Here is a 21,915-nt window from a genome sequence, read left to right as displayed (position 1 = left end):
AAAACTTATAAGCCATGAAGTCTGTAACTGCCGAAGCCCAATATGTATTGCAATTCATCAACCAAACCAATTGCTCTGTTTTTCTAACCGGAAAAGCCGGTACAGGTAAAACTACCTTACTCAAAGAAATCATCCAAACAACACACAAAAATACCGTCGTTGTAGCACCAACCGGTATAGCCGCTTTGAATGCGGGAGGTGTAACGATTCATTCGATGTTCCAGTTGCCGTTGGGGGGTTTTTTACCCGATAATTCTTCGCCTCAATTCACGGATTCTTCTAAGTTTGAAAGCCGATTAACGCTTCGAAGACACTTCAAAATGAGCGGCTTAAAAAAGGCCGTAATTCGCAACATGGAATTGCTAATCATCGACGAGGTTAGTATGCTTCGCGTCGATTTATTAGACGCCATGGATTTTATGATGCAAACCGTTCGTAAAAACAACCAAGTTTTCGGCGGTGTACAAGTGTTATTTATTGGCGATTTGCTCCAGCTTCCGCCAGTGATTCGGGAAGATGAATGGCGAACATTAAGTCGCTATTACAAAGGAAAATTCTTTTTTCACGCCCATGTGATTGAAAAAAATCCACCCATTTATATTGAACTATCAAAGATTTTTCGCCAAACGGATGATGCTTTTATTTCGGTCTTGAACAACCTTAGAATCAACAAGATTACTGCTAATGACATTCAAGTTTTAAACCAATTTGTCCAGCCTAAATTCGATTTAAAAGCTAATAAAGGTTACATCACTTTAACTACACACAACCACAAAGCCGATACTATTAACGCTCAGTCTTTACAAGATTTACAAGGGGAAACTTTTTTCTTCAGAGCAGATGTAATTGGTGATTTTCCGGATAAAATTTTCCCGTTGGAAGAGAAACTCGAACTGAAAGTGGGCGCTCAGATTATGTTCATTAAAAACGACAGTACTCCGGAAAAGAAATTTTTCAACGGAAAAATGGGGATTATTCAAACCTTGTCGGAGCGAGAAATTTGGGTGCATTTTCCGGAAGAAAACACTACAATTGAAGTCGAAAAATATGTTTGGGAAAACATCCGATACACTGTAAACGAAAACACCAAAGAGATAGAAGAGGAAGTTTTAGGGACATTTACCCATTATCCCATCAAATTGGCTTGGGCGATTACGGTACACAAAAGTCAAGGATTAACCTTCGACAAAGCTGCGCTCGATGTAGCTGATGTTTTTTTGCCCGGACAAGCCTATGTGGCATTATCGCGTTTGCGTTCGTTAAATGGCCTTGTATTGCTTTCTCCGTTGCAAATGAATGGGATTTCAAACGATCAGGAGGTGATGAATTATGCCCTTAACAAAGCGGAAAGCCAAACTTTAGAAAACACACTGCACAAAGAAACCAAAAATTTCATCCGTCAATATTTGATTGCAGCTTTCGATTGGTCGGTTTTAGTACAAGAATGGCGAAATCATTGGTACAGTTACAACGAAAAAACAGCTTTGGCCCTCAAAACACAGCACAAAGATTGGGCGAATAAGCAATGGGAAACCTTGCAACAACTAACTGATCCGTCGCATAAATTTATCGCACAACTGAACAAATTGTTTACGGAAGAAGTTGATTTTCATTTTGTTAAAAACAGAATCTTTTCGGCTTACGATTATTTTTTTCCTATACTCGATCAATTAACGTACGACCTCCTTTGGCAACTCGAAGAAGTGATGCGAATGAAAAAAGCGAAAGCGTATTTTGAAGAATTACTTGTCTTGGAAGAACTGCAAACCAAAACAGTAATCCGATTGATGAAAGCCAAACTTTTAATAGAAACAGTAGCCAATGGCGAAACCATCTCCAAAGAAAAATTAACTTCGGAAGCTATTAAAACTTACCGATTTACCAAAGCAGAAGCTGTTCGCCAAGCCTACAAAAACAGCCATGTTTCATTAATAAACGATGAAGAACCGTTGCGTTATACCAAAAACAAAAAGGAAAAAACACCCAAAAAATCTACGGTTCAGGAAACCTACGAACTATGGCTGCAACAGTATACCATCAAAGAAATTGCAGCGGTCAGAAAGTTAACTGTGCAAACCATCAGCTCGCATTTGGCTAAATTAATAGAAACAGAAACCATATCCATTTCCGCCATTTTGCCGGAAGATAAGATAGCAGCCTTAGCCAAAGCTTTCAAAAATCATAAAGAAGAATCGCTGGGCAGTTTAAAAGAAAAATACGGAGACGAATTTACTTGGGACGAATTGAAAATGTACCAAGCGGCCCGAAAAAGCGGCTTAACTTAACCACCAAACAGCCAATACCGAAGGCACAAAATAAATGGCAATGGTGCGCGCACCGTCATAATCTTTGGCCAAACGTTGTCCTAAAAGCAAAAAGATTAATGTCACCGACGAAAAAATAGCGCCATACAATCCCCAGGATTTGCCACCGTTAACCCATAATTCAACGCAACCTACAAGGGTTAAAACACCGGTAATCAACTCTAAAACAAGAATGATAAACAAGGCCAAAGGCACATTTTTTTTCAAAATGGTTTGGGCAAAATGACCTTTCAACCATTCTACGTTGCCTTTCCAAGCAAACACTTTATCGTAAGCCGATTGCACAAAGGTAACCGCCAAAAAAAGCAAGACTAAAATAGAGGCTGTATTGTTCATAGGTTTAATTTTTATGGATTAATCGTGTTAGTTTTATAGATAAATCGGTTAAAATAATTTTTGCATTTCCGTTGCGCTCAATGTGATACGAAGCATCGGATAGCTCTTTGAATATTTCAGTGATATTATTTCCTGTCACAAAGGGCGCGAATTTTTCCAACTTAAAGCCTTCTACTTCCGGCTCCAAATACACCAATTTTTCAGCCTGATAATTCAGCAACAGTGCTTGACGAAACAGATCAATACAATAGGATAAAAATTGCTTTTGACCTTCGCGACCAATATCTGCCAATTCTTCGCTCCAGGAAATCAAGTCCTGAATAGCCGAAGCATTACCTTTGGCTCTGAACGCCGCTCGAACCCAATCTACAAACCATTTCTCAAACGGAAAATCGTTGTTGTCATTGTTTAAAATGTGAATGGCTTTGTTATAATTGCCTTGCGATAAATGCGCCACTTTCAAGGCCGAAGGTTCGTCCAAAAAATACTTCTCTCGCATGGCTTTGGCAATCACAGCTTCCGGTAAAGCCCCAAAATGCAATACTTGGCAACGGGAACGTATGGTTTGAATGATGTCTTCTTCGTTTTCAGAAATTAAAATGAAAAGCGTTTTATCCGGCGGTTCTTCTAAAAGTTTCAGTAGTTTGTTTGACGCTTCGATGTTCATTTTTTCGACCATCCAAACAATCATTACTTTATAACCGCCTTCGTACGATTTTAAGGCTAAGGATTTTAAAATGTCTTGCGCATCTTCTACGCGAATCATGCCTTGTTTTTTTTCCACGCCCAAATGTTTGTACCAATCGAACAAACTTCCATATGGATTTTTCAAAACAAAAGCCCTCCAATCAGCTATAAAATCAGCACTTCTGGGCTTCGATTTAACCTCGTCGTTGGTGACATTCGGATAAATAAAATGCAAATCGGGATGCGATAAGGTTTGAAATTTCAGGTTACAGCTTTCATGACCACCGGAATTTTCCATACCCGAATTCAAACACAAAACATATTGCGCATAAGCAATTGCCATAGGTAAGGTTCCGCAACCTTCCGGACCAACAAACAATTGGGCGTGCGGAATTCTTCCCGAAGAAGCGCTTTTTATCAAGTGACTTTTGAGGTATTCCTGACCTAATATTTCTGAAAACTGCATAGAGCAAATATAGCGCAATTTTTTTCCTAATAGAAAATCAAATTTCAACGATTAGGCAACAGTTGGCTTAAACCAGCTCGAAACCAAAGAGCCGGTAAGGGCTTAAGTATATCCTTGAAAATAAATCGCTTAAGTCTTAAAAAAACCTTAAAAAACATCGATAAAAGCTACAAAAAGAACGATAAAATTAAAATTTACTATATTTGCACGGATTCAAAACCTTTACATTTTCAAATGAAAACATTACAAGATTTCAATTTTAACGCCAAAAAAGCCATTATTCGAGTTGATTTTAACGTGCCTTTAGATGAGCATTTTAATGTAACTGATGCCAATCGCATTGAAGCCGCAAAACCAACTATCGATAAAATTTTAGCCGACGGCGGAAGTGTTATCTTGATGTCGCATTTAGGAAGACCAAAAGGTAAACAAGACCAATTTTCACTCAGACATATCGTAGCTAAGACTTCAGAAGTTTTAGGCTTTCCTGTTCTTTTTGCTGAAGATTGTCGTGGAGCTGTAGCACAAAATGCTGCTCAAAATTTGAAACCCGGACAAGTATTATTGTTGGAAAACCTCCGATTTTATGCAGAAGAAGAAGCCGGCGATGTCAATTTCGCTAAAGAATTAGCTTCGCTTGGTGATATTTATGTGAATGATGCTTTCGGGACAGCACACAGAGCGCATGCTTCAACAACTATCATCGCTCAATTTTTTCCAACCAATAAGTGTTTCGGATTCCTTTTAGCCAAAGAAATTGACAGCTTGAACAGAGTATTGAACAACTCCGTAAAACCCGTAACCGCTGTTTTAGGAGGGTCAAAAGTTTCTTCGAAAATTACCGTTATCGAAAATATTTTAGACAAAGTAGACCACATGATTATTGGCGGTGGAATGACGTTTACCTTCGTGAAAGCCTTAGGTGGAAAGATAGGTGATTCTATTTGTGAAGATGACAAGCAAGAATTAGCCTTGGAAATTTTGCGTTTGGCCAAAGAAAAAAATGTACAAATCCATATTCCGGTTGATGTGGTGGCTGCCGATGCTTTTGCCAACGATGCCAACACACAAATTGTTGATGTTCGCGAAATTCCCGACGGTTGGCAAGGTTTGGATGCCGGACCAAAATCGTTGGAGAATTTCAAAAAAGTCATCATGGATTCTAAAACCATTCTTTGGAACGGACCATTAGGCGTTTTTGAAATGGAAACCTTTGCCAAAGGAACGATTACATTAGGTAATTTTATAGCCGAGTCAACAGCCAACGGCGCTTTCTCATTAGTGGGCGGAGGCGATTCGGTTGCGGCGGTGAAACAATTCGGATTAGAAGACAAAATGAGTTATGTTTCTACCGGAGGAGGCGCTATGCTGGAGATGTTAGAAGGAAGAGTTTTACCCGGAATTGCAGCTATTTTGGATTAAATATTCGGTAACACAATAAAAGACAATTAATTGCGTTATTAATTGGTGAATTAATAACAACACAAATACCACAAAACAAACAAGACTTATGACTGTAAAAAAAATAACGTCTTTGGCTTTAATTTTACTTTCTTCGGCAGTTTTTGCCCAAGATTCTATTATCAAAGCACCTATCAAAAAGACGCCGCTTACCCAACGACAATATCTTGATTCCATCAAAGCTACTTTTGTGCACGATAACATTGCCCAATGTATAGACAGCATGTGGATGAAGGAATTGGCCAGTTTGGACTTGTATGAGGAATTGACTTTAGACATCAAAAATATCAATGTTGATGAAAAGGTGGACTACGAATTACCTACTGAACTTTTAAAAGAACGCCTCAGAAAATTAGATGAAAAATCGCCGTTTAACATCGAGTATAACGTTGGTTTAGAAAACGTTATCAAATCGTTTTTGAAAAACAGAAAGCGCTCTTTCGAAAGACTAATGGGTATTTCTCAATTCTATTTTCCTTTGTTTGAAGAAGCTTTAGCGGCTCAGAATATTCCATTAGAAATCAAATATTTGTCTGTTGTAGAATCGGCACTTAACCCAAGAGCGGTTTCACGTGTGGGCGCTACCGGTTTATGGCAGTTCATGTACCAAACCGGAAAACAATACGGCTTAAAAGTAGATACTTATGCCGATGACCGAAGAGATCCTTTGAAAGCCAGTGCCGCCGCCGCACAATACATGAAAAATATGTATGCCATTTTTGGCGATTGGGATTTGGTATTGGCTTCTTACAATACCGGACCGGGGAATGTAGCCAAAGCGATTCGTCGTTCGGGCGGTAAACAAAATTACTGGAACATCAGACCGTATTTGCACAAAGAAACACAAGGCTATGTACCGGCTTTTTTAGCCACCATGTACATTTTCGAATACCACAAAGAGCATGGCATCAAACCGGACAGATCTATTGCCAATCATTTTGCCACTGATACGGTGATGATTAAAAAACCGTTAACTTTCAAACAACTTTCGGAATTGCTAGATGTTTCGGTAGCGGAATTGCAGTTTTTGAATCCGACTTACAAAAGAGATGAGATTCCTTTTATCACCGGAGAAAAACATTTCTTGAGATTACCGGTTGACAAAATCGCGGTGTTTACCTCTAATGAAGATAAGATTTACGCTTATGCGGATTACGAATCCAGCAGAAGAGAAAAGCCTTTCCAATCGATGTTGGCTTCCAGAGATTCTATTGGTACTTCATCTAAAATTAAATACCACAAGGTTCGTCGTGGTGACAGCCTAAGTGAGATTTCAGACAAGTACGGTATTTCTATGTCGGATTTGAAAAAATGGAATCGCCTAAGAAGTAATAAAGCACCGTTGGGCAGAAGTTTGAAAATTTATGTGAACGATAATACTGCCGTAGCGTCAACCAACAAAACCTCGCCTAAAGATAACGATTCTACTGCCATAGCCTCTGCTTCTAATAAAATTTACAAGGAAGAAAAAGTGGTTAGCTACAAAGATGTAGTCAAGTATTATAGAGTGAAAAGTGGTGATAACTTAGGCGAGATTTCGAATAAGTACGGTGTTTCAGTATCTGAAATTAAAAAATGGAATAAGTTAAAAAGCAATAATATCGCTCTTGGAGCCAGTTTGAAAATTATCAAAAACGAACGTGTAGTAACCACTGTCAGAAAAGAAGTAAAAGCAGACAAAATCGAAACAGCTGTTGCCACTAACGACAATACTACCGAAGATAATACTCAAGCCTCTGATTTTTACGAAGTACAAAAAGGAGATAATTTGTTTAGCATTGCCAAAAAATTCAATGTCAGCATTGAAGATTTGAAAAAATGGAACAACCTGGAAGATTTAAATGTGCAATTAGGTTCGAAATTGGCCTTGGCCAACAAAGATGAAGCAGTTGTAGCCGAAGCTCCGAAAACAGAAACAAAAATCGTAGAACACAAAGTTAAAAAAGGCGAATATTTAGGCACTATTGCTAAAAAATACAATGTAACTGTGGCCGAAATTAAAGAATGGAATGGTTTAGAGGACAACAATGTAAAATTGGGCGAAACTTTAATCGTGTCTAAAAAAGAAGTAGCGGTTAACGAAACCAAAGCTTCTAAAAAAGAGGACATAGCCGCCAACGAAAGAAGCGAAGTCAAATTGTACTACGTAAAAAAAGGCGACTCACTTTTCAGCATAGCCAAAAAATATCCGGGTGTAACCATATCCGACATTAAAAAATGGAACGGCATTAAAAACGAAAGTTTAAAGCCGGGGATGAAGTTGAAAATTAACAACGGTTAATCCGAAAATCTTAACTAAATTTGGGTTTTACTTCAATTATGAATAAAACCCTTTTTTTATGGCTTTTGGTTGCGGTTGTCGCGAGTTCTTGCTCTTTTAAAAAGGACAAGTTTTCCGAAGAATCTTCAGCAGCCATCAATACCATAGCGGTCATTATTGATGATCAACTTTGGAACGGAGAAGTAGGCGACAGCATTCGAAACAAATTTGCGTCACCGGTTTTAGGCTTACCACAAGAAGAACCTTTATTCACCATCAATCAATATCCGGTAAAACTCTTTGAAGGATTTTCAACCGATTCCCGAAATATTTTAGTGGTTAAAAAAGGCAACGAAACCAAGTTTGAAATCAAACAGAATGAATTTTCCGCACCACAAAATGCCGTTCACATCACCGGAAAGTCTACCAACGAAATCATTGCATTATTGGAAGAGAAAGCGCCCGATATCATTCAAAAAATGAGAAATATCGAAATCGCCCAAAACCAAAAAATCTTCAAAGACTCCTTGTTGGACACCAAAAAAATCCAAAAGAAATTCAATATCGATTTACTGATTCCGTCTAAATACGAATACGTCATGCGACGCAAGAATTTCATTTGGCTCAAAAGCGAAATTACCAGCGGCAACACCAGTATCATTATTTACCAATTGCCATGGCAAAGCATTCACAGCGGCAGTGCTGTTAACGATATTGTTAGAACCCGAGATTCCATAGGGAGAAAGTACATTCACGGCTCGGCTCCCAGAACCCGAATGCTAACCGAAGAAGCGTATTCGCCTTATTTTTCCAAGATTGCTTTGGCCAACCGAAAAACGTATGAAACCAAAGGCACTTGGCAAATGAAAAACGACTTTATGTCGGGGCCGTTTATCAATTACACCATTTTCGACAAACCCAACAAACGCATTTTAGTGCTGGAGGGTTTTTGCTACGCACCGTCAAAAGAAAAAAGAGATTTGATGTTTGAATTGGAATCCATCATCAAGTCGATTCAATTCCAAAAATAACCGATATGAACCTACAGTGGAAAATAAAGCGATTTGAGGCGCTTTCTGTGGCCGAGCTATACAAATTACTTCAGTTGCGCTTAGAAGTGTTTGTGGTGGAGCAAAATTGCGTTTATCAAGACATTGATGGCAAAGACGAGAAAGCATTGCATTTGATTGGCGAAGACAACGGCGAAATTGTGGCTTATGCTCGCTTGTTCAAACCGAAAGATTATTTTGAAGAGGCTTCCATTGGGAGAGTAGTGGTTAAAGAAATATCCCGGAGCAAAAAATTGGGGCATATTTTAATGCGTGAAGCCATTCAGCTTGTTGAGAAACATTTTCAAACAACCGAAATTACCATCTCGGCTCAATTGTACCTTAAGCATTTTTATGAAAGTCACGGATTTGTTCCCATTAGTGAAACTTATTTGGAAGACGATATTCCGCACATTCGAATGAAGAAATCCTAACTATACTTTAGTGATTACAATTTCAACTCTTCGGTCGTATTCGGCACCTTTACCCAACGGAACGGTATTGCCGTAACCTTTAAAAGTCATTCGGTTTTTTGGTATTTTTTTAAAAATAAGATACTTATAAACGCTTTGGGCTCTGTTGGTAGACAATTGTCTTTTTTTAGTGTCTTTGTCTATGGCTTCTTTTTGATATGGAGGTGTACAACAAACATGTCCCTGAATTTCAAACTGTAGGTTTTTGTACTTGTGCAATAGCTTGGCAATTTTATCTAATTCGGTTTTCGATTTGAAAGTCAGTTTGCTGCTACCGCGCTCAAACAATACATTGTCGAGATAAACGTGGTCGCCAACAATATGGTTTTTCTGAATGGTATTGTAAAAACCCGGAATGTCAATTTTGGGAAGGGGCTTCAAATTTAACACCACATCAACCCGACGATTTTTAGAACGCTTTTCGGGTAAATTTTCTACAATGTCGTCGTCTATCAAAATACGGCCTTTGCCTTCAATGGTTACTATAATTTTGCTTTTAATGCCGCTTTCGATAAATTTATTCTGAATGGCTGCCGCGCGCTTAGTCGATAATTTAAAGTTGTATGCTTCTTTACCAATGTCATCAGTATAGCCGAAAATTTGAATGGATTCAATTCGCGTGGAATCGGTTTTTTTTATAAACTCAACCACGTCTTTTGCTTGAGCGTCATTCAAAGCAAATTTGTCAAATTCAAAATACACCGAATGCACTACTTCTTCCTGAGCGTTTAAAAAGCCAATAAATAGTAAAGGCAAATATTGTAACAGCTTCTTCATTTTAGATTTTTAAAATTTTATGGTATTCGGCAATATTATTCAATAAGGCTACGGCTCTTTTAATTTCCAGATTGTTTTTGGCGTAATATTGGTACAATCCTTCTTTGTATTGGTAGCGTTTGATGATTTCATCCAAAATCAAATTTTTGATTTCCTTCTGATTTTTATCAATCATCACTTGTTCGCTTTTTTGCAAAGCGGTCAATAATTGTTGGTATTCTGTGGCAATAGCCGAATCAATATTCTCTTTTTTTGCTTTTTCCAAAAGGGCTTTCAAAGCTACCTCCGATTCGGTGTTGAACTCGATTTTTTCACGTTTCAAAAAAGCTTTGAAATCGGCAAAATCAGCATCGGTTAAGGTTGGAATTTTTTCACCTAAATTTGGATTTTTGTAGTAGTAGTAAGTGGCATAGTTAAAGATACCGTCGTTTTTTTGCAAGGCTTCGGCTATGCTGCTGGTTTTGGTTTCTTCAATTTCCACATCCGGCAAAACACCACCACCATCATAAACCGGTCTGCCTTTTCGGGTTTTGAAAGCATTATAATTCTTTTCGTCAGTGCGTGTGGCCTTACCGTCTTTGTCTTTTTTATTGTAGTTCAGCGCCTGAATGCATCTGCCTGAAGGCGTGTAATAACGAGATATAGTCACTTTTACCTGTGTGCCGTAAGTCATGTCAATCGGACGTTGCACTAATCCTTTTCCAAAACTGCGGCTGCCTACTATCACTGCGCGGTCTAAATCTTGTAAAGCTCCGGAAACAATTTCCGAAGCCGAAGCACTTTTTCCATCTACAATAACCACAATCGGAATTTCGGTATCTACCGGTTCGCGAGTGGTTTTATAAGTGTTATTGTATTTTTCGTTTTTGGATTTAGTGGTTACAATGATTTCGCCTTTGGGTACAAATAGGTTACAAATGTTTACGGCTTCGTTTAATAATCCACCCGGATTGCCTCTTAAGTCTAAGATGATTTGTTTGGCACCATCGGCTTTGAGTTTTTCCAAAGCATCACGGGTTTCGGAAGAGGCTTTTTTGTTGAATTGTGACAAAACAATATAGCCGGTTTTGTCGTCAATTTTACCATAGAAAGGAACGGCTTTTACTTCCACTTCGTCCAGGACCAATTGTGTGATTTGCGGTTTTCCTTGGCGTAAATATTTGATTTCAATTTTGGTATTTTTGGCACCTTTTAAAAGTTGGGAAGCATCGTCTTTAAAATCAGACAAAAGCACATCACCGATTTGAATAATTTCGTCTCCTGCTTTTAAACCCGCTTTGTCGGCCGGAAATCCTTTATAAGGCTCTTTGATGATGAGTTTGTCTTCTTTACGAGTAATCATGGCGCCAATGCCGGTGTATTCTCCGGTGTTGTTGATTTTAAACTTGATGACGTCTTGTTCGTTGAAATAGTTTGTGTACGGATCCAAATCGGCCAACATGCTTTTGATGGCTTTGTCCATCAATTCCGACGGATTGGTTTCGTCTACATAATTTTGGTTGACCGTTTTGAATAAAGTGGTGAAGATTTCGATTTGCTTCGAAATTTCGAAAAAATCATCTTTAAAACTGACTCCGATAAAAAGGAAAACAGCCAAGAGGGAAGGGATAATATATCTTTTTTTGAATTTTGAAAACATAATCATAAACGGTTTATCAAGTTAACGAATATACTAAATTACTTCTAATGAAGCGGATTCAGTTGAGGGTTAACAATTTTTTATTGTTGCACACTTTTACCAAATTTTTCAAACAGTTGTTTGGTCTTAAGGTCAATTTCCCGATAGGATAATTTTTCCGCCGATTGGTAAAAAAACATAAAACAATATTTTTGGGTTAAATGCTTGGTCAGTTGCGATTTATTCAATCGGTAACACTCGCGCAATACTCTTTTAAAATAATTGCGATCTACGGCTTTTTTGAAATACTTTTTGGAAACAGAAACGCCCATTTTGAGCGGTACATCTTCTTCAAAATCAAATGGAACATAAACCAATCGCAAAGGATATTGGCCCACAGATTTGCCTTCTGTAAAAAGTAAATCTATGATTTTTTTGTTCTTGAGTTTTTCATCTTTAGGATAAGCATTATCCATTTTTAGCTTTGATTGTAGATGTTGTAAACAAATTTAACTTCATTATAGTTGATGTAAATTTGCATACGATTGTTTTCTTTTTTCTTAGTGATGATGAGAATATTGCACTTAGAAAACTTATTGTCAACACACTCAAAAGGAACGATATTGACTTCTTCATTGTCTTCGATTTCACCGTAAGCTTTTATCTTGAAAGATTGCACTTCATTGGAGTTGATGACAATCAAATCTTTTTTGGCGTCGAGCGTAATTAAAACGTTGGCTTTCACAAATTCCGACCATTCGTTCCAGCTTCCGTCGTTATTTTTGTCGGTAAAACTAACACTGCTGCTTTTAAATCGAATGGGTTGCGCTTCGGTTTTAGGAATGCTTAAGCCAAAGGTCAACAAAACAATTAGGATTTTTAAGTGTTTCATGGTGATCAATATTTGCGGTAAATCTACAAATTCTATTCCATAAAAAAAGCGTCCGGCAACAGACGCTTTTAATCCTTTATCCACTACTGGACAAAAGTATTGTTTTCTTTTTTTACATCGGCCATCAAACCGCTTGGATCAATACTGATTTGTTTGATGCTGTTTTTAGGTTTTGACAAGGTAAAACTATAATTTTGGAAAGCCCAAGCCCAATCGGATAGTACAGTTCGCTTGATGTTGGGTGTAGGATTTTCTTTTTCAAAACTCATCATGCGCAAAGGAATGTAAAAACTTTCTTTACTGCCGTCGTTGTATTCCACCAAAAGGTCTATCGGCATAGGCATTCTTCCGATTCGCTCTAAAGTTATCTTTGTTTGTGTGGCATTGGTATCATTGTCAACTACTGCAGAAATTCCATAATCGATAGTATTGGTGGTTTGCGTCCAATCGGTTAAATACCAATCTAAATTAGCGCCCGAAACACGTTCTGCCGTACGTTTGATATCGTTTGGTGTTGGGTGTTTGAATTTGAATTCTTCGTAATAACGGCGTAAAGTTTGCCTAAGGTTTTCTTCTCCGATGAGGTAAATCAATTGGCTTAAAAAGATTTCTCCTTTGCTGTAAGAAGAAATGCTGTAGCATCGGTTCAAATCGAAACGATCTGCATGCGTAGACAACGGTTGTTCTTTGCCGGATTTCACCATATCAACATAGCCTTTGTAAGCGCCGGCATAAGGATTGGTTGCTTTTTTCTCTGCAAACTGATTCATCACGGTATCTTCAATAAACGAGGTAAAGCCTTCATCCATCCAACCGTGTTTACTTTCGTTACTCGCCAATACGTGTTGAAACCATGAGTGACCGAATTCATGGGCAATTAAGCCTATAAAACCGTTGAGTTCGCCTTCGCCCAAAACCAAGGTACACATGGCATATTCCATACCACCGTCGCCGCCTTGTATCACCGAGTATTGCTCATACGGATACTTTCCAACCATCTTATTGTAGAACGTCAGGATTTCTGCGGTGTATTTTTGCGCTTTTTTCCAAGTATCAATAATTTTCGGATTGTTTTTGTATAAAAAGTGCAAAGTCACTCCTTCGTCGGTTAGTAGTTTGTCATGCAAGTAATCTTTGTCGGCTGCCCAGGTAAAATCGTGTACATTGGGCGCTAAAAAGTGCCAAGTTAAGGTTTTTTGTTTCTTCGGAATGGTAACGGTCACGCCTTCATCGGCATAGCCATGTCCGATTTCGTTTTTGTTTTGCAAATAACCGGTACCGCCTAACACATAATTTTTATCGATGGTGATTTTCACATCATAATTCCCCCAAACACCGTGAAACTCACGGGCGATATACGGATCGGCATGCCAACCTTCGAAATCAAATTCGGCCATTTTGGGATACCATTGCGCCATAGAAAGAGCAACACCTTCTTTGTTATTTCTACCTGAACGTCTGATTTGTACCGGTACTTGTCCGTTAAAATCTAAGGTCAATAAAGTGGTTTTTCCCGGTAAAAGCGGTTGGGCCAAATCAACCTCTAAAATGGTTCCCACTTCCCGAGCTTTAGCTTCAACACCGTCTTGTTTAAAGTTAGAAATTTTAAGAAAACCAATTTCATCCGGCTTTAAGGCTGCAATTCTGCTTTTGTTGGTTTCTTTTCCGTCTGTATTTTTAACTTTCGTTACCATACGACCGTCAGGATCCGGGATAGATTGAAGTCGCGCATCCATTTCGCTGCCTGGTTGAAAAGCGTTATTGTACAAATGATAGTAAACGCGTTTCAAAGTATCGTTGGAATTGTTCGTGTAGAGCAATTCTTGTTTACCGGAATATTGATAGGATTTAACATCCATAGTTACTTCCATTTTGTAATCTGCTCGTTGTTGCCAATAACCTTTGGGCTGTCCCAAGGCATTGGTGCCGACTAACAAAACTATTGGAATGAAAATTTTTTTAATCATGGTTTCTACAGTATGGTTGTAAGATTGGTTAAAGTTTTGGTTCTTTTTTGAGCTGGTTAGACAATTCCTCGGCCATTTTCAGCGCATTATAAGCATTGACTATTTTGCCGGAAACACAGGTTTGTTGAAAAGGTATTTTCAATGCTTCTTCGCCTACTTTTACTTCCATATCCAAAATTACTCCCGATTGCATAATGATTTGTTTTACTTGACTCGCTTTCAAATTCGGGTAATAGGAACGAATCAAGGCGGCTACACCTGCCACGTTAGGCGATGCCATAGAAGTGCCTTGTTCATATTTGTATTTACCGTTCGGGATGGTGGCATAAATTTTTACGCCTGGGGCAAAAACGTCCACATTTGTAGCACCGTAATTTGAAAAATCGGCTACCACGCCTTCGCCATAGTTGTAATTGATGGCTCCAACTTTAATTACATTATTCACCAATTCGGTTTTTTTATCGGGTGTATCTTCGGGGTAGTTGGGTTCTACATCTACATTTTTACCGTCATTGCCCGCAGCCAAAACAATCAATACATCTTTGCTTTCGGCGTATTTCATGGCGTCCCAAACCCATTCTTTGTGCGGAGAGTAATCTTTACCGAAACTTCCGTTGATGACTTTGGCGCCATTATCAACGGCATATCGTATGGCCAAAGCAATGTCTTTGTCGTATTCGTCTCCGTTAGGCACGGCACGAATCGGCATGATAGTTACATTGGTAGCCACACCATCACCGCCAATTTTGTTGCCTCTTTCTTGAGCAATAATCCCGGCAACGTGTGTGCCGTGAGAGGAGTCTTTTCGCTCTTTGGAATACACTACATTGTTACCGTATTTTTTATCTTTAATGTCTTCAGGATTATCGCCAACCGGTTTTCTTCCGTCGAATTCTTTGTTCAAATTGTAGTTTAACTTGTCGTATACATACTCTTTGAATTCTTCTAAGCTCTCACGGAAATTTTCACCCGTATCCTCAGCATACATCAACATGATTTTTTTGCTTTTAAACAATTCGTACTTAACCGAAGCAATGTTATTGAGATCTTCTTTAGTGTAATTGTCTTTCTTCAAATACTCGCGTATGGTTTTGTCGGCATCTGCTAACAAATCGACTGTTTCTTTGTATGGAAACACTTCATTGTATTCTTTTTCATATTCTTTTTGGGCTTTTTTGTACAGCTCGCTGCCATCATCGCCTTTTCGCAAGTAACGAACCAATTCTAAGGTTTCGTTATTGGAATCGCCCAAGAAGTTCCATCCGTGAACATCATCCACATAACCGTTGTTATCATCGTCTTTTTTATTGTTCGGAATTTCTTTTTTGTTAGTCCAGATGACCGATTTTAAATCAGGATGACTAATATCAACCCCCGAATCGATAACACCCACAACAACTTTAGCGCCCTTCTTTCCTTTTAAAAGTTCTGAATATGCTTTGTCTACACTCATCCCCGGAATGGAGTCTTTTTCTAAATCGAGATGACTCCAACGTTGTTGTTGCTCTTCGGTTAAAGGTGTTTTTTTAAAGGGAACCGGTTGGGCTTCTTGAGCTGTTACAGTTAAAACGAACAGCGAAAAAACGGAATACAATAATATTTTCATTGTAAAATGATTTTGATAAGTAGGTTATAAAAATAATTTCTTTTGTGGCATTTGTTAATCGGATTAACAATATTTTAGGGATAAATAACAAAAGCTCCGGAAAGATAATCTTTTTCGGAGCTTCAGTGCCGGAAATGAATTTGATTTTAACCGTTTCCGTTTCCGGCTCTTTGTTTGATATCTTCCGCACCTCCGCTTCGTCGGGGTTGTGAATTTCCGTTTCCGAAATTATAGCTAAAAGTCAGCATGACATTTCTTGAATCGCGAGACACTGCAAACCTTTCGGTGTAATTGGTAAAAGTATTGGAAGCTCTGATTTTGTTGGTGAAGAACAAGTCGTTTACCGCCAAACGCAAAGTGGCTTTCTCAAATTTTTTCTGTACACCCAAGTTCAAAAACCAAACCGGTTTCAAGTCCAGGAAGGCATATAACTGACTGCTCCTGTAATTGGCTATAAGTTCCCCGGAAAAACCGTTTCCGAATTTAAAGTTGTGGGTGGTGTTAAAATCGTAGGCAAAATTGCTTTGGCTGTTCAAGGCCGTCCCGGAAACATTTCCTGAGAAAGAATTCAAGTTAAAGTTCAATGCGTTATTGTTGGTCCACCACTTTGTAATTTCAAACGGAATTATCGCATTCAAACCCCAAGTGGTTACGGTATTCAAATTTTTATTGGTTTGAACGGTGGCTTGGTTGTTGTCTTCAGACGGCATGATCACTTGGGTGATGTTGTTAGCCGTTTGTGAATAGCTTAGTGTGGTATAGACCTTTTTATTTAGTACATGCGTCAACTCTAATGAATTAGTGGTTTGCGGACTCAAATACGGATTTCCTTCTTCGTAAGTTGTCGGATCTAAGAAGAATTTAAACGGATTCAATTGATCGTAACTTGGTCTGGTTATTCTACGACTGTAATTGAATTCCAGGCTATGTTTTTCGCTTAAGGTATAACTAAAAAAGGCACTTGGAAAAAGTTGGGTATAACTGTTTTTAAACGATTGATCACCCACGCGTTGCTCTCCGTCGATGTTGGTGTTTTCAACACGCAATCCCAAATTGGTTTTCCATTTTCCAAATTCTTTGGAAGCAATTAAATAGGCTGCATTAATGTTTTCTTTGTAGATAAAATGATTGCTTTTGGTTTCATCCAACACCGGATTGCCCGAGCTCCAGTCGTAAAAAGTAAGTTCGTTGTCCGATTTGACATAAGTCGATTTTAATCCGGATTCCAATTTGATTTTGTTTCTAAAAGTAGTTGTAAAATCGGTTTTAAGCCCGATTATATTCAATTCGCCTTTAATGTTTCCTTCTAAGATATATGGATTTTGGAATTCTACACCGTCTAAATCATAATAACGTGTGGTGAAATCCTGATTATTTCGGTTGCCGTAATTCGCCCAATCAAAATCGGAGATGAGTTCGGTTCCAAGAGAGTCGATTTTGACTTTATGGTTCAAGTTGACGGCATAATTTTCCCATTGGTTTTTGGCTTTGTTTTTGGTTTCAAAGCTCGAGGTGAAAGTATTAGTATTATCGTATACATCCGATATATTGCTACCTGTTGGATTAAATTTGTTGTTCACCACGTTGGCCAAAAGGCTAAACGAGTGTTTTTCATTGGCCAAATAGTCAACCCCAAATCGTCCGGTATGGTTTTTCAATTGCATTTTCAAAAAATTATTTTGATCGTAGGCACCTGTGAATACGTTGTCTTCGTAAAATTTGCGGTCTAATTTTAAATCGTTAAAACCTTCCCGATAGGCAAAGCCGTAGTTCCCGAAGACAGTCCATTTTTCTGTACGATGATTCAAAGAAACATTATTGCCGTTTTTGAAATACTTGCCGAAACCGTTGGATAACGAAATGCTGCCGTTGGTGCCTTTTCGTTTGCTTTTTTTCATTTTGATGTTGATGATGGCTGTTCCGGCTGCATCGTATTTTGATCCCGGATTAGTAATGAATTCAATTTTATCAATGCTTTCTGCCGGAATACCGCGAAGGTAATCCGCTAAGTTGGAACCAGACATTTGCGTTGGTTTTCCGTCAATTTGAATTTGTATGCCCGATTTGCCTCTCAGGCTGATGTTGTCGTTATTGTCGATGGCTACACTCGGTGCTTTTTCTAAGAGTTCGAAGGCTGTACTGCCCGAAGAACCAATGGCGCTGTCCACATTCATAACCATCTTTCCGTCTTGTCGTTCAATGAATTTTTTCGACTTGGTGAGGACCACTTCTTTTAAGTTTTCTGAAGGATTAGCCAGTTCAATTTCTGGAATTGTGTAATTAGAAGTTGCGTTGAACGAAGCGCTGTTGTGAAGGACTTTACCGTTTTCTTCGACGGTTACATAATAGGTTCCGGGCTGAATATTTTCAAAAAAAAATTTCCCCGATTGGTCTGCGGCCTCAGTTTTGATTAACTGTTCGTTTTCTTTGGCATACAGATAAACCAAAAGATTTTCAGGGGAAATAGTTGTTGTTTTTTTGAGTTGCCCTGTAATGGAGATTTTCTCGTTTTGGGCAAACGCTGATTGATGACCATTGAGCCATATAAGCCCAATGAAAATTAGGATTGATTTCATGTTACCGTTCGTTTTGATTGATGATTTGATTGATGATTGTATTGATTACATTGCTAAGGACAATTTTCTATAATTTTAGTTAAGGTTTGATTCATGTTTTGTAAGGCTGTTTCGCTGATGCCATTTAGTGCCACTTGACGGTTTTGATGTATCAAACTTTGAACGTTTTGGATAATTTGTTTTCCTTCTTCGGTAACTTCTAAATTGGTTTTTCTTCGGTCGGTTTCATTAATATTTCGACTCAAATAGCCTAATTGAACCAAAATTTCTATGATTCTTGTTACCGAAGCATTGTCTTTAAAAATTAAGTTGGCAATTTTTTGTTGAGGCATTCCGGGATTTTCTAAAATAGCTTTGATTACTAACCACTGATCTACAGAGATTTTATAGCCCGAAGCTTTGAGCTGTTTTTGAGCAAACATACGGTATGAACGAATGGCTTTGTCTATTTTGTAGAAAATGATGTCGTCTAACTTTTCCATAAGGGCATTGTTTAGAGAACAAAAGTATAAATGATTTATCAATATTTGATATATCAAATAAAAATTAACACAAAATTAGCAATGCTTACTTTTTGCTGGAAAATCACATAAATTAGAATTTGGAGTGCTTACAAAAGGGATTCACACGAAAACACTTCTTTCAATCGTACGCCTTTTTCGGTGTTTTCCACCGTAATGATTGGGTTGTGTGCATCGTGTTCCAACCATAAATAAAAATTGTTTTCCGCTGCGGCGTTTAAAAACTTGGCTTTTTCAGGCATAGTCAAAAGTGGTCGGGTATCGTAACCCATTACGTAAGGTAAAGGTAAATGTCCTGCAGTCGGAATCAAATCGGCACAAAAAACAATGGTCTTGTCTTGGTACTGAATGTGTGGAATCATCATTTTTTCGGTGTGACCGTCAACATAAAAAATCCCGAATCCCAATTCTTCCGAAAACCCGAAATCGCTTTCCGGTCTTTGGATAAAATACAGTTGACCGCTTTCTTGCATTGGCAAAATGTTTTCTGAGAGAAAAGATGCTTTTTCTCTTGCATTGGGCTTGGTTGCCCATTCCCAGTGATTGTCGTTGGTCCAAAACTTGGCGTTTTTAAAAGCCACTTCATAACCGGTTTTGGCCGCATTCCAATTCACACTGCCGCCGCAATGGTCAAAATGCAAATGCGTCATAAAAACATCTGTAATATCATCGCGGTGAAAACCGTATTGGGCTAAAGAGCCGTCCAAAGTAAAATCGCCCCAAAGTGAATAATACCCGAAAAACTTCTCCGACTGTTTGTTGCCCATACCGGTATCGATTAAAATCAAACGGTTGCCGTCTTCTATCAGCATACATCGGGCAGCAATATCAATTAAATTGTTGTTGTCGGCAGGATTGGTTTTGCTCCAAATGGTTTTAGGGACTACGCCAAACATGGCGCCGCCATCCAACTTAAAATTTCCGGCTTCTATAGGGTATATTTTCATGGTTTGATCTTTCTCGCAAATTTATAGAATAAAAAATCATTTTTTTCTATTCCAACATTAGTTATAAAAATGTTACTAATAGTAGTAAAAACAGATATTTGTCTTAAATTTGCACATTAATTTAGACAAAATCAAAATAAGCATGATTAAAGTTTCGGATACAGCAAGTAAAAAAATCGTTGAGATGATGAAGGAGGACGGTTTTGATGCGACCCAAGATTACGTTCGAGTAGGCGTAAAAAGCGGGGGTTGTTCGGGTTTGTCTTATGAATTAAAATTTGACAAAGCAATAGGCGAAAACGACAAAGTTTTCGAGGACAATAATGTAAAGATAGCCGTTGAAAAAAAATCGTTCTTGTACTTAGCCGGAACTATTTTAGAGTTTTCCGGAGGATTGAACGGTAAAGGCTTTGTTTTTAATAATCCCAATGCAAGCCGAACTTGTGGTTGCGGAGAATCATTCTCATTATAGAATACTATCATGGCAAAATATACGGAAGACGACTTAAAAGTCGAACTCGAAACCAAAGAATACGAATACGGATTTTACACTGAGTTAGAGTCGGAGACTTTCCCCATTGGTCTGAACGAAGATATTGTTCGTGCCATTTCTCAGAAAAAAGGAGAGCCGCAATGGATGACCGATTGGCGTATAGAAGCCTTCAGAGCTTGGCAGGAAATGACGGAACCGGAATGGGCCAATGTACATTACGAAAAACCCGATTTTCAAGCCATTTCGTATTATTCGGCTCCCAAAAAAGCAGACCCGAATAAAACTTTAGACGATGTAGATCCGGAACTTTTAGCGATGTATAAAAAGTTGGGTATTTCTATCGATGAGCAGAAAAAAATGAATAATATCGCCATGGATATCGTGGTCGATTCGGTTTCGGTGGCTACAACTTTCAAAAAGACATTGGCGGAAAAAGGCATCATTTTTATGAGTATTTCCGAAGCTATTAAAGAGCATCCGGAATTGGTTCAAAAATATTTAGGAACAGTAGTGCCGCAAAAAGACAATTTCTATGCTGCGCTTAATTCAGCTGTTTTCTCTGATGGTAGTTTTTGCTACATACCTAAAGGCGTTCGTTGCCCGATGGAATTGTCCACTTATTTCCGCATCAACCAAGCCGGAACCGGACAGTTCGAAAGAACTTTAGTCATTGCCGATGAAGGCAGTTATGTTTCTTACTTAGAAGGCTGTACAGCGCCAAGTCGAGACGAAAACCAATTGCACGCAGCGGTGGTAGAATTGATTGCTTTAGACGATGCCGAAATCAAATATTCCACCGTTCAAAACTGGTATCCCGGAAACAAAGAAGGCAAAGGCGGTGTATATAATTTTGTAACCAAAAGAGGCTTGTGCGAGAAAAATGCCAAAATCTCTTGGACACAAGTAGAAACCGGTTCTGCCGTAACTTGGAAATATCCTTCATGTGTGTTAAAAGGCGATAATTCGATAGGCGAATTTTACTCGATTGCCGTAACCAATAACTTCCAACAAGCCGATACCGGAACTAAAATGATCCATTTGGGCAAAAACACCAAATCGACTATCATCTCCAAAGGAATCTCGGCCGGAAAATCACAAAACAGTTACCGCGGTTTGGTGCAAATAGGTGCTCGTGCCGAAAATGCTCGTAATTTTTCCCAATGTGACTCGTTGTTAATGGGGAACAATTGCGGCGCACACACGTTTCCCTACATCGAAAGTAAAAACACTACTGCCAAAATAGAACACGAAGCCACTACTTCCAAAATCGGAGAAGACCAAGTGTTTTATTGCAACCAACGCGGTATTCCAACCGAGAAAGCCATCGCGTTAATTGTAAACGGTTTCAGTAAAGACGTCTTGAACAAACTGCCAATGGAATTTGCCGTAGAAGCGCAAAAATTATTAGAGATTTCACTCGAAGGTTCTGTTGGATAAAAACTTAAATGAACGTACATTCCTT

18 protein-coding genes are annotated in these 21,915 nt (G+C 38.6%); 7 read left to right on the top strand and 11 right to left on the bottom strand.

Going from position 1 to position 21,915, the window contains the following annotated elements:
- The first annotated feature begins 14 nt into the window (after positions 1-14).
- A complete protein-coding gene (locus ACJG85_RS02735) occupies positions 15-2,285 on the top strand; it encodes a helix-turn-helix domain-containing protein (RefSeq protein ID WP_412476860.1) in 2,271 nt (756 codons plus the stop codon).
- Here the strand turns inward: ACJG85_RS02735 and ACJG85_RS02730 are convergent.
- On the bottom strand, positions 2,277-2,660 hold the full coding sequence (locus ACJG85_RS02730; protein ID WP_412476859.1) for a DoxX family protein: 384 nt from the start codon (positions 2,658-2,660) through the stop codon (positions 2,277-2,279). The two genes, ACJG85_RS02735 and ACJG85_RS02730, sit on opposite strands and share 9 nt — an antisense overlap.
- 4 nt (positions 2,661-2,664) lie before the next feature.
- Entirely contained in the window at positions 2,665-3,813 is a 1,149-nt protein-coding gene (locus ACJG85_RS02725; RefSeq protein WP_412476858.1) for an ATP-binding protein, read from the bottom strand.
- A 234-nt stretch (positions 3,814-4,047) separates the two neighbouring features.
- Here ACJG85_RS02725 and ACJG85_RS02720 point away from each other — a divergent pair, with 234 nt between their 5' ends.
- From ACJG85_RS02720 to ACJG85_RS02705, 4 genes are all read left to right on the top strand, one after another.
- Positions 4,048-5,235, top strand: a complete 1,188-nt coding sequence (locus ACJG85_RS02720; protein WP_412476857.1) for a phosphoglycerate kinase — start codon at positions 4,048-4,050, stop codon at positions 5,233-5,235.
- A gap of 88 nt (positions 5,236-5,323) precedes the next feature.
- Positions 5,324-7,555 (top strand): LysM peptidoglycan-binding domain-containing protein, encoded by a 2,232-nt coding sequence (locus ACJG85_RS02715; RefSeq protein ID WP_412476856.1) that lies wholly within the window; start codon positions 5,324-5,326, stop codon positions 7,553-7,555.
- A 38-nt stretch (positions 7,556-7,593) separates the two neighbouring features.
- A complete protein-coding gene (locus ACJG85_RS02710; protein ID WP_409675073.1) occupies positions 7,594-8,565 on the top strand; it encodes a DUF4837 family protein in 972 nt (323 codons plus the stop codon).
- 5 nt (positions 8,566-8,570) lie between these two features.
- On the top strand, positions 8,571-9,017 hold the full coding sequence (locus tag ACJG85_RS02705; protein ID WP_412476855.1) for a GNAT family N-acetyltransferase: 447 nt from the start codon (positions 8,571-8,573) through the stop codon (positions 9,015-9,017).
- On the opposite strand, the gene ACJG85_RS02700 is transcribed toward ACJG85_RS02705, so the two are convergent.
- The 9 genes from ACJG85_RS02700 to ACJG85_RS02660 form a co-directional block, all read right to left on the bottom strand.
- Positions 9,018-9,833, bottom strand: coding sequence for an OmpA family protein (locus ACJG85_RS02700; RefSeq protein WP_409675067.1), 816 nt, complete (start codon positions 9,831-9,833; stop codon positions 9,018-9,020).
- Between the two features lies 1 nt (position 9,834).
- Complete coding sequence (locus ACJG85_RS02695; RefSeq protein WP_409675065.1) at positions 9,835-11,472, bottom strand: S41 family peptidase; 1,638 nt, start codon at positions 11,470-11,472, stop codon at positions 9,835-9,837.
- A gap of 80 nt (positions 11,473-11,552) precedes the next feature.
- Entirely contained in the window at positions 11,553-11,927 is a 375-nt protein-coding gene (rnpA, locus tag ACJG85_RS02690; RefSeq protein WP_409675062.1) for a ribonuclease P protein component, read from the bottom strand.
- Between the two features lie 2 nt (positions 11,928-11,929).
- Entirely contained in the window at positions 11,930-12,343 is a 414-nt protein-coding gene (locus ACJG85_RS02685; RefSeq protein WP_409675059.1) for a hypothetical protein, read from the bottom strand.
- An 83-nt stretch (positions 12,344-12,426) separates the two neighbouring features.
- Positions 12,427-14,310: a M1 family metallopeptidase gene (locus ACJG85_RS02680; RefSeq protein ID WP_412476854.1), complete on the bottom strand. Its 1,884-nt coding sequence runs from the start codon at positions 14,308-14,310 to the stop codon at positions 12,427-12,429.
- A gap of 28 nt (positions 14,311-14,338) precedes the next feature.
- Positions 14,339-15,916 (bottom strand): S8 family peptidase, encoded by a 1,578-nt coding sequence (locus ACJG85_RS02675; protein WP_412464777.1) that lies wholly within the window; start codon positions 15,914-15,916, stop codon positions 14,339-14,341.
- A 146-nt stretch (positions 15,917-16,062) separates the two neighbouring features.
- Positions 16,063-18,492 (bottom strand): TonB-dependent receptor domain-containing protein, encoded by a 2,430-nt coding sequence (locus tag ACJG85_RS02670; RefSeq protein WP_412476853.1) that lies wholly within the window; start codon positions 18,490-18,492, stop codon positions 16,063-16,065.
- A 53-nt stretch (positions 18,493-18,545) separates the two neighbouring features.
- Positions 18,546-18,974, bottom strand: coding sequence for a MarR family winged helix-turn-helix transcriptional regulator (locus ACJG85_RS02665; RefSeq protein WP_412476852.1), 429 nt, complete (start codon positions 18,972-18,974; stop codon positions 18,546-18,548).
- 128 nt (positions 18,975-19,102) lie between these two features.
- Complete coding sequence (locus ACJG85_RS02660; RefSeq protein WP_412464775.1) at positions 19,103-19,960, bottom strand: MBL fold metallo-hydrolase; 858 nt, start codon at positions 19,958-19,960, stop codon at positions 19,103-19,105.
- A 142-nt stretch (positions 19,961-20,102) separates the two neighbouring features.
- Here ACJG85_RS02660 and ACJG85_RS02655 point away from each other — a divergent pair, with 142 nt between their 5' ends.
- Positions 20,103-20,432, top strand: a complete 330-nt coding sequence (locus ACJG85_RS02655) for a HesB/IscA family protein (RefSeq protein WP_409675041.1) — start codon at positions 20,103-20,105, stop codon at positions 20,430-20,432.
- A gap of 9 nt (positions 20,433-20,441) precedes the next feature.
- Positions 20,442-21,890 (top strand): Fe-S cluster assembly protein SufB, encoded by a 1,449-nt coding sequence (gene sufB, locus ACJG85_RS02650; RefSeq protein ID WP_409675038.1) that lies wholly within the window; start codon positions 20,442-20,444, stop codon positions 21,888-21,890.
- The last annotated feature ends 25 nt before the right edge of the window (positions 21,891-21,915 follow it).

The organism is Flavobacterium mekongense, from assembly GCF_047038255.1.
Taxonomy (GTDB): Bacteria; Bacteroidota; Bacteroidia; order Flavobacteriales; family Flavobacteriaceae; genus Flavobacterium; species Flavobacterium mekongense.
Note: the sequence above shows the minus strand (reverse complement) of the source record. Positions and strands in the feature narration are given on the sequence as shown.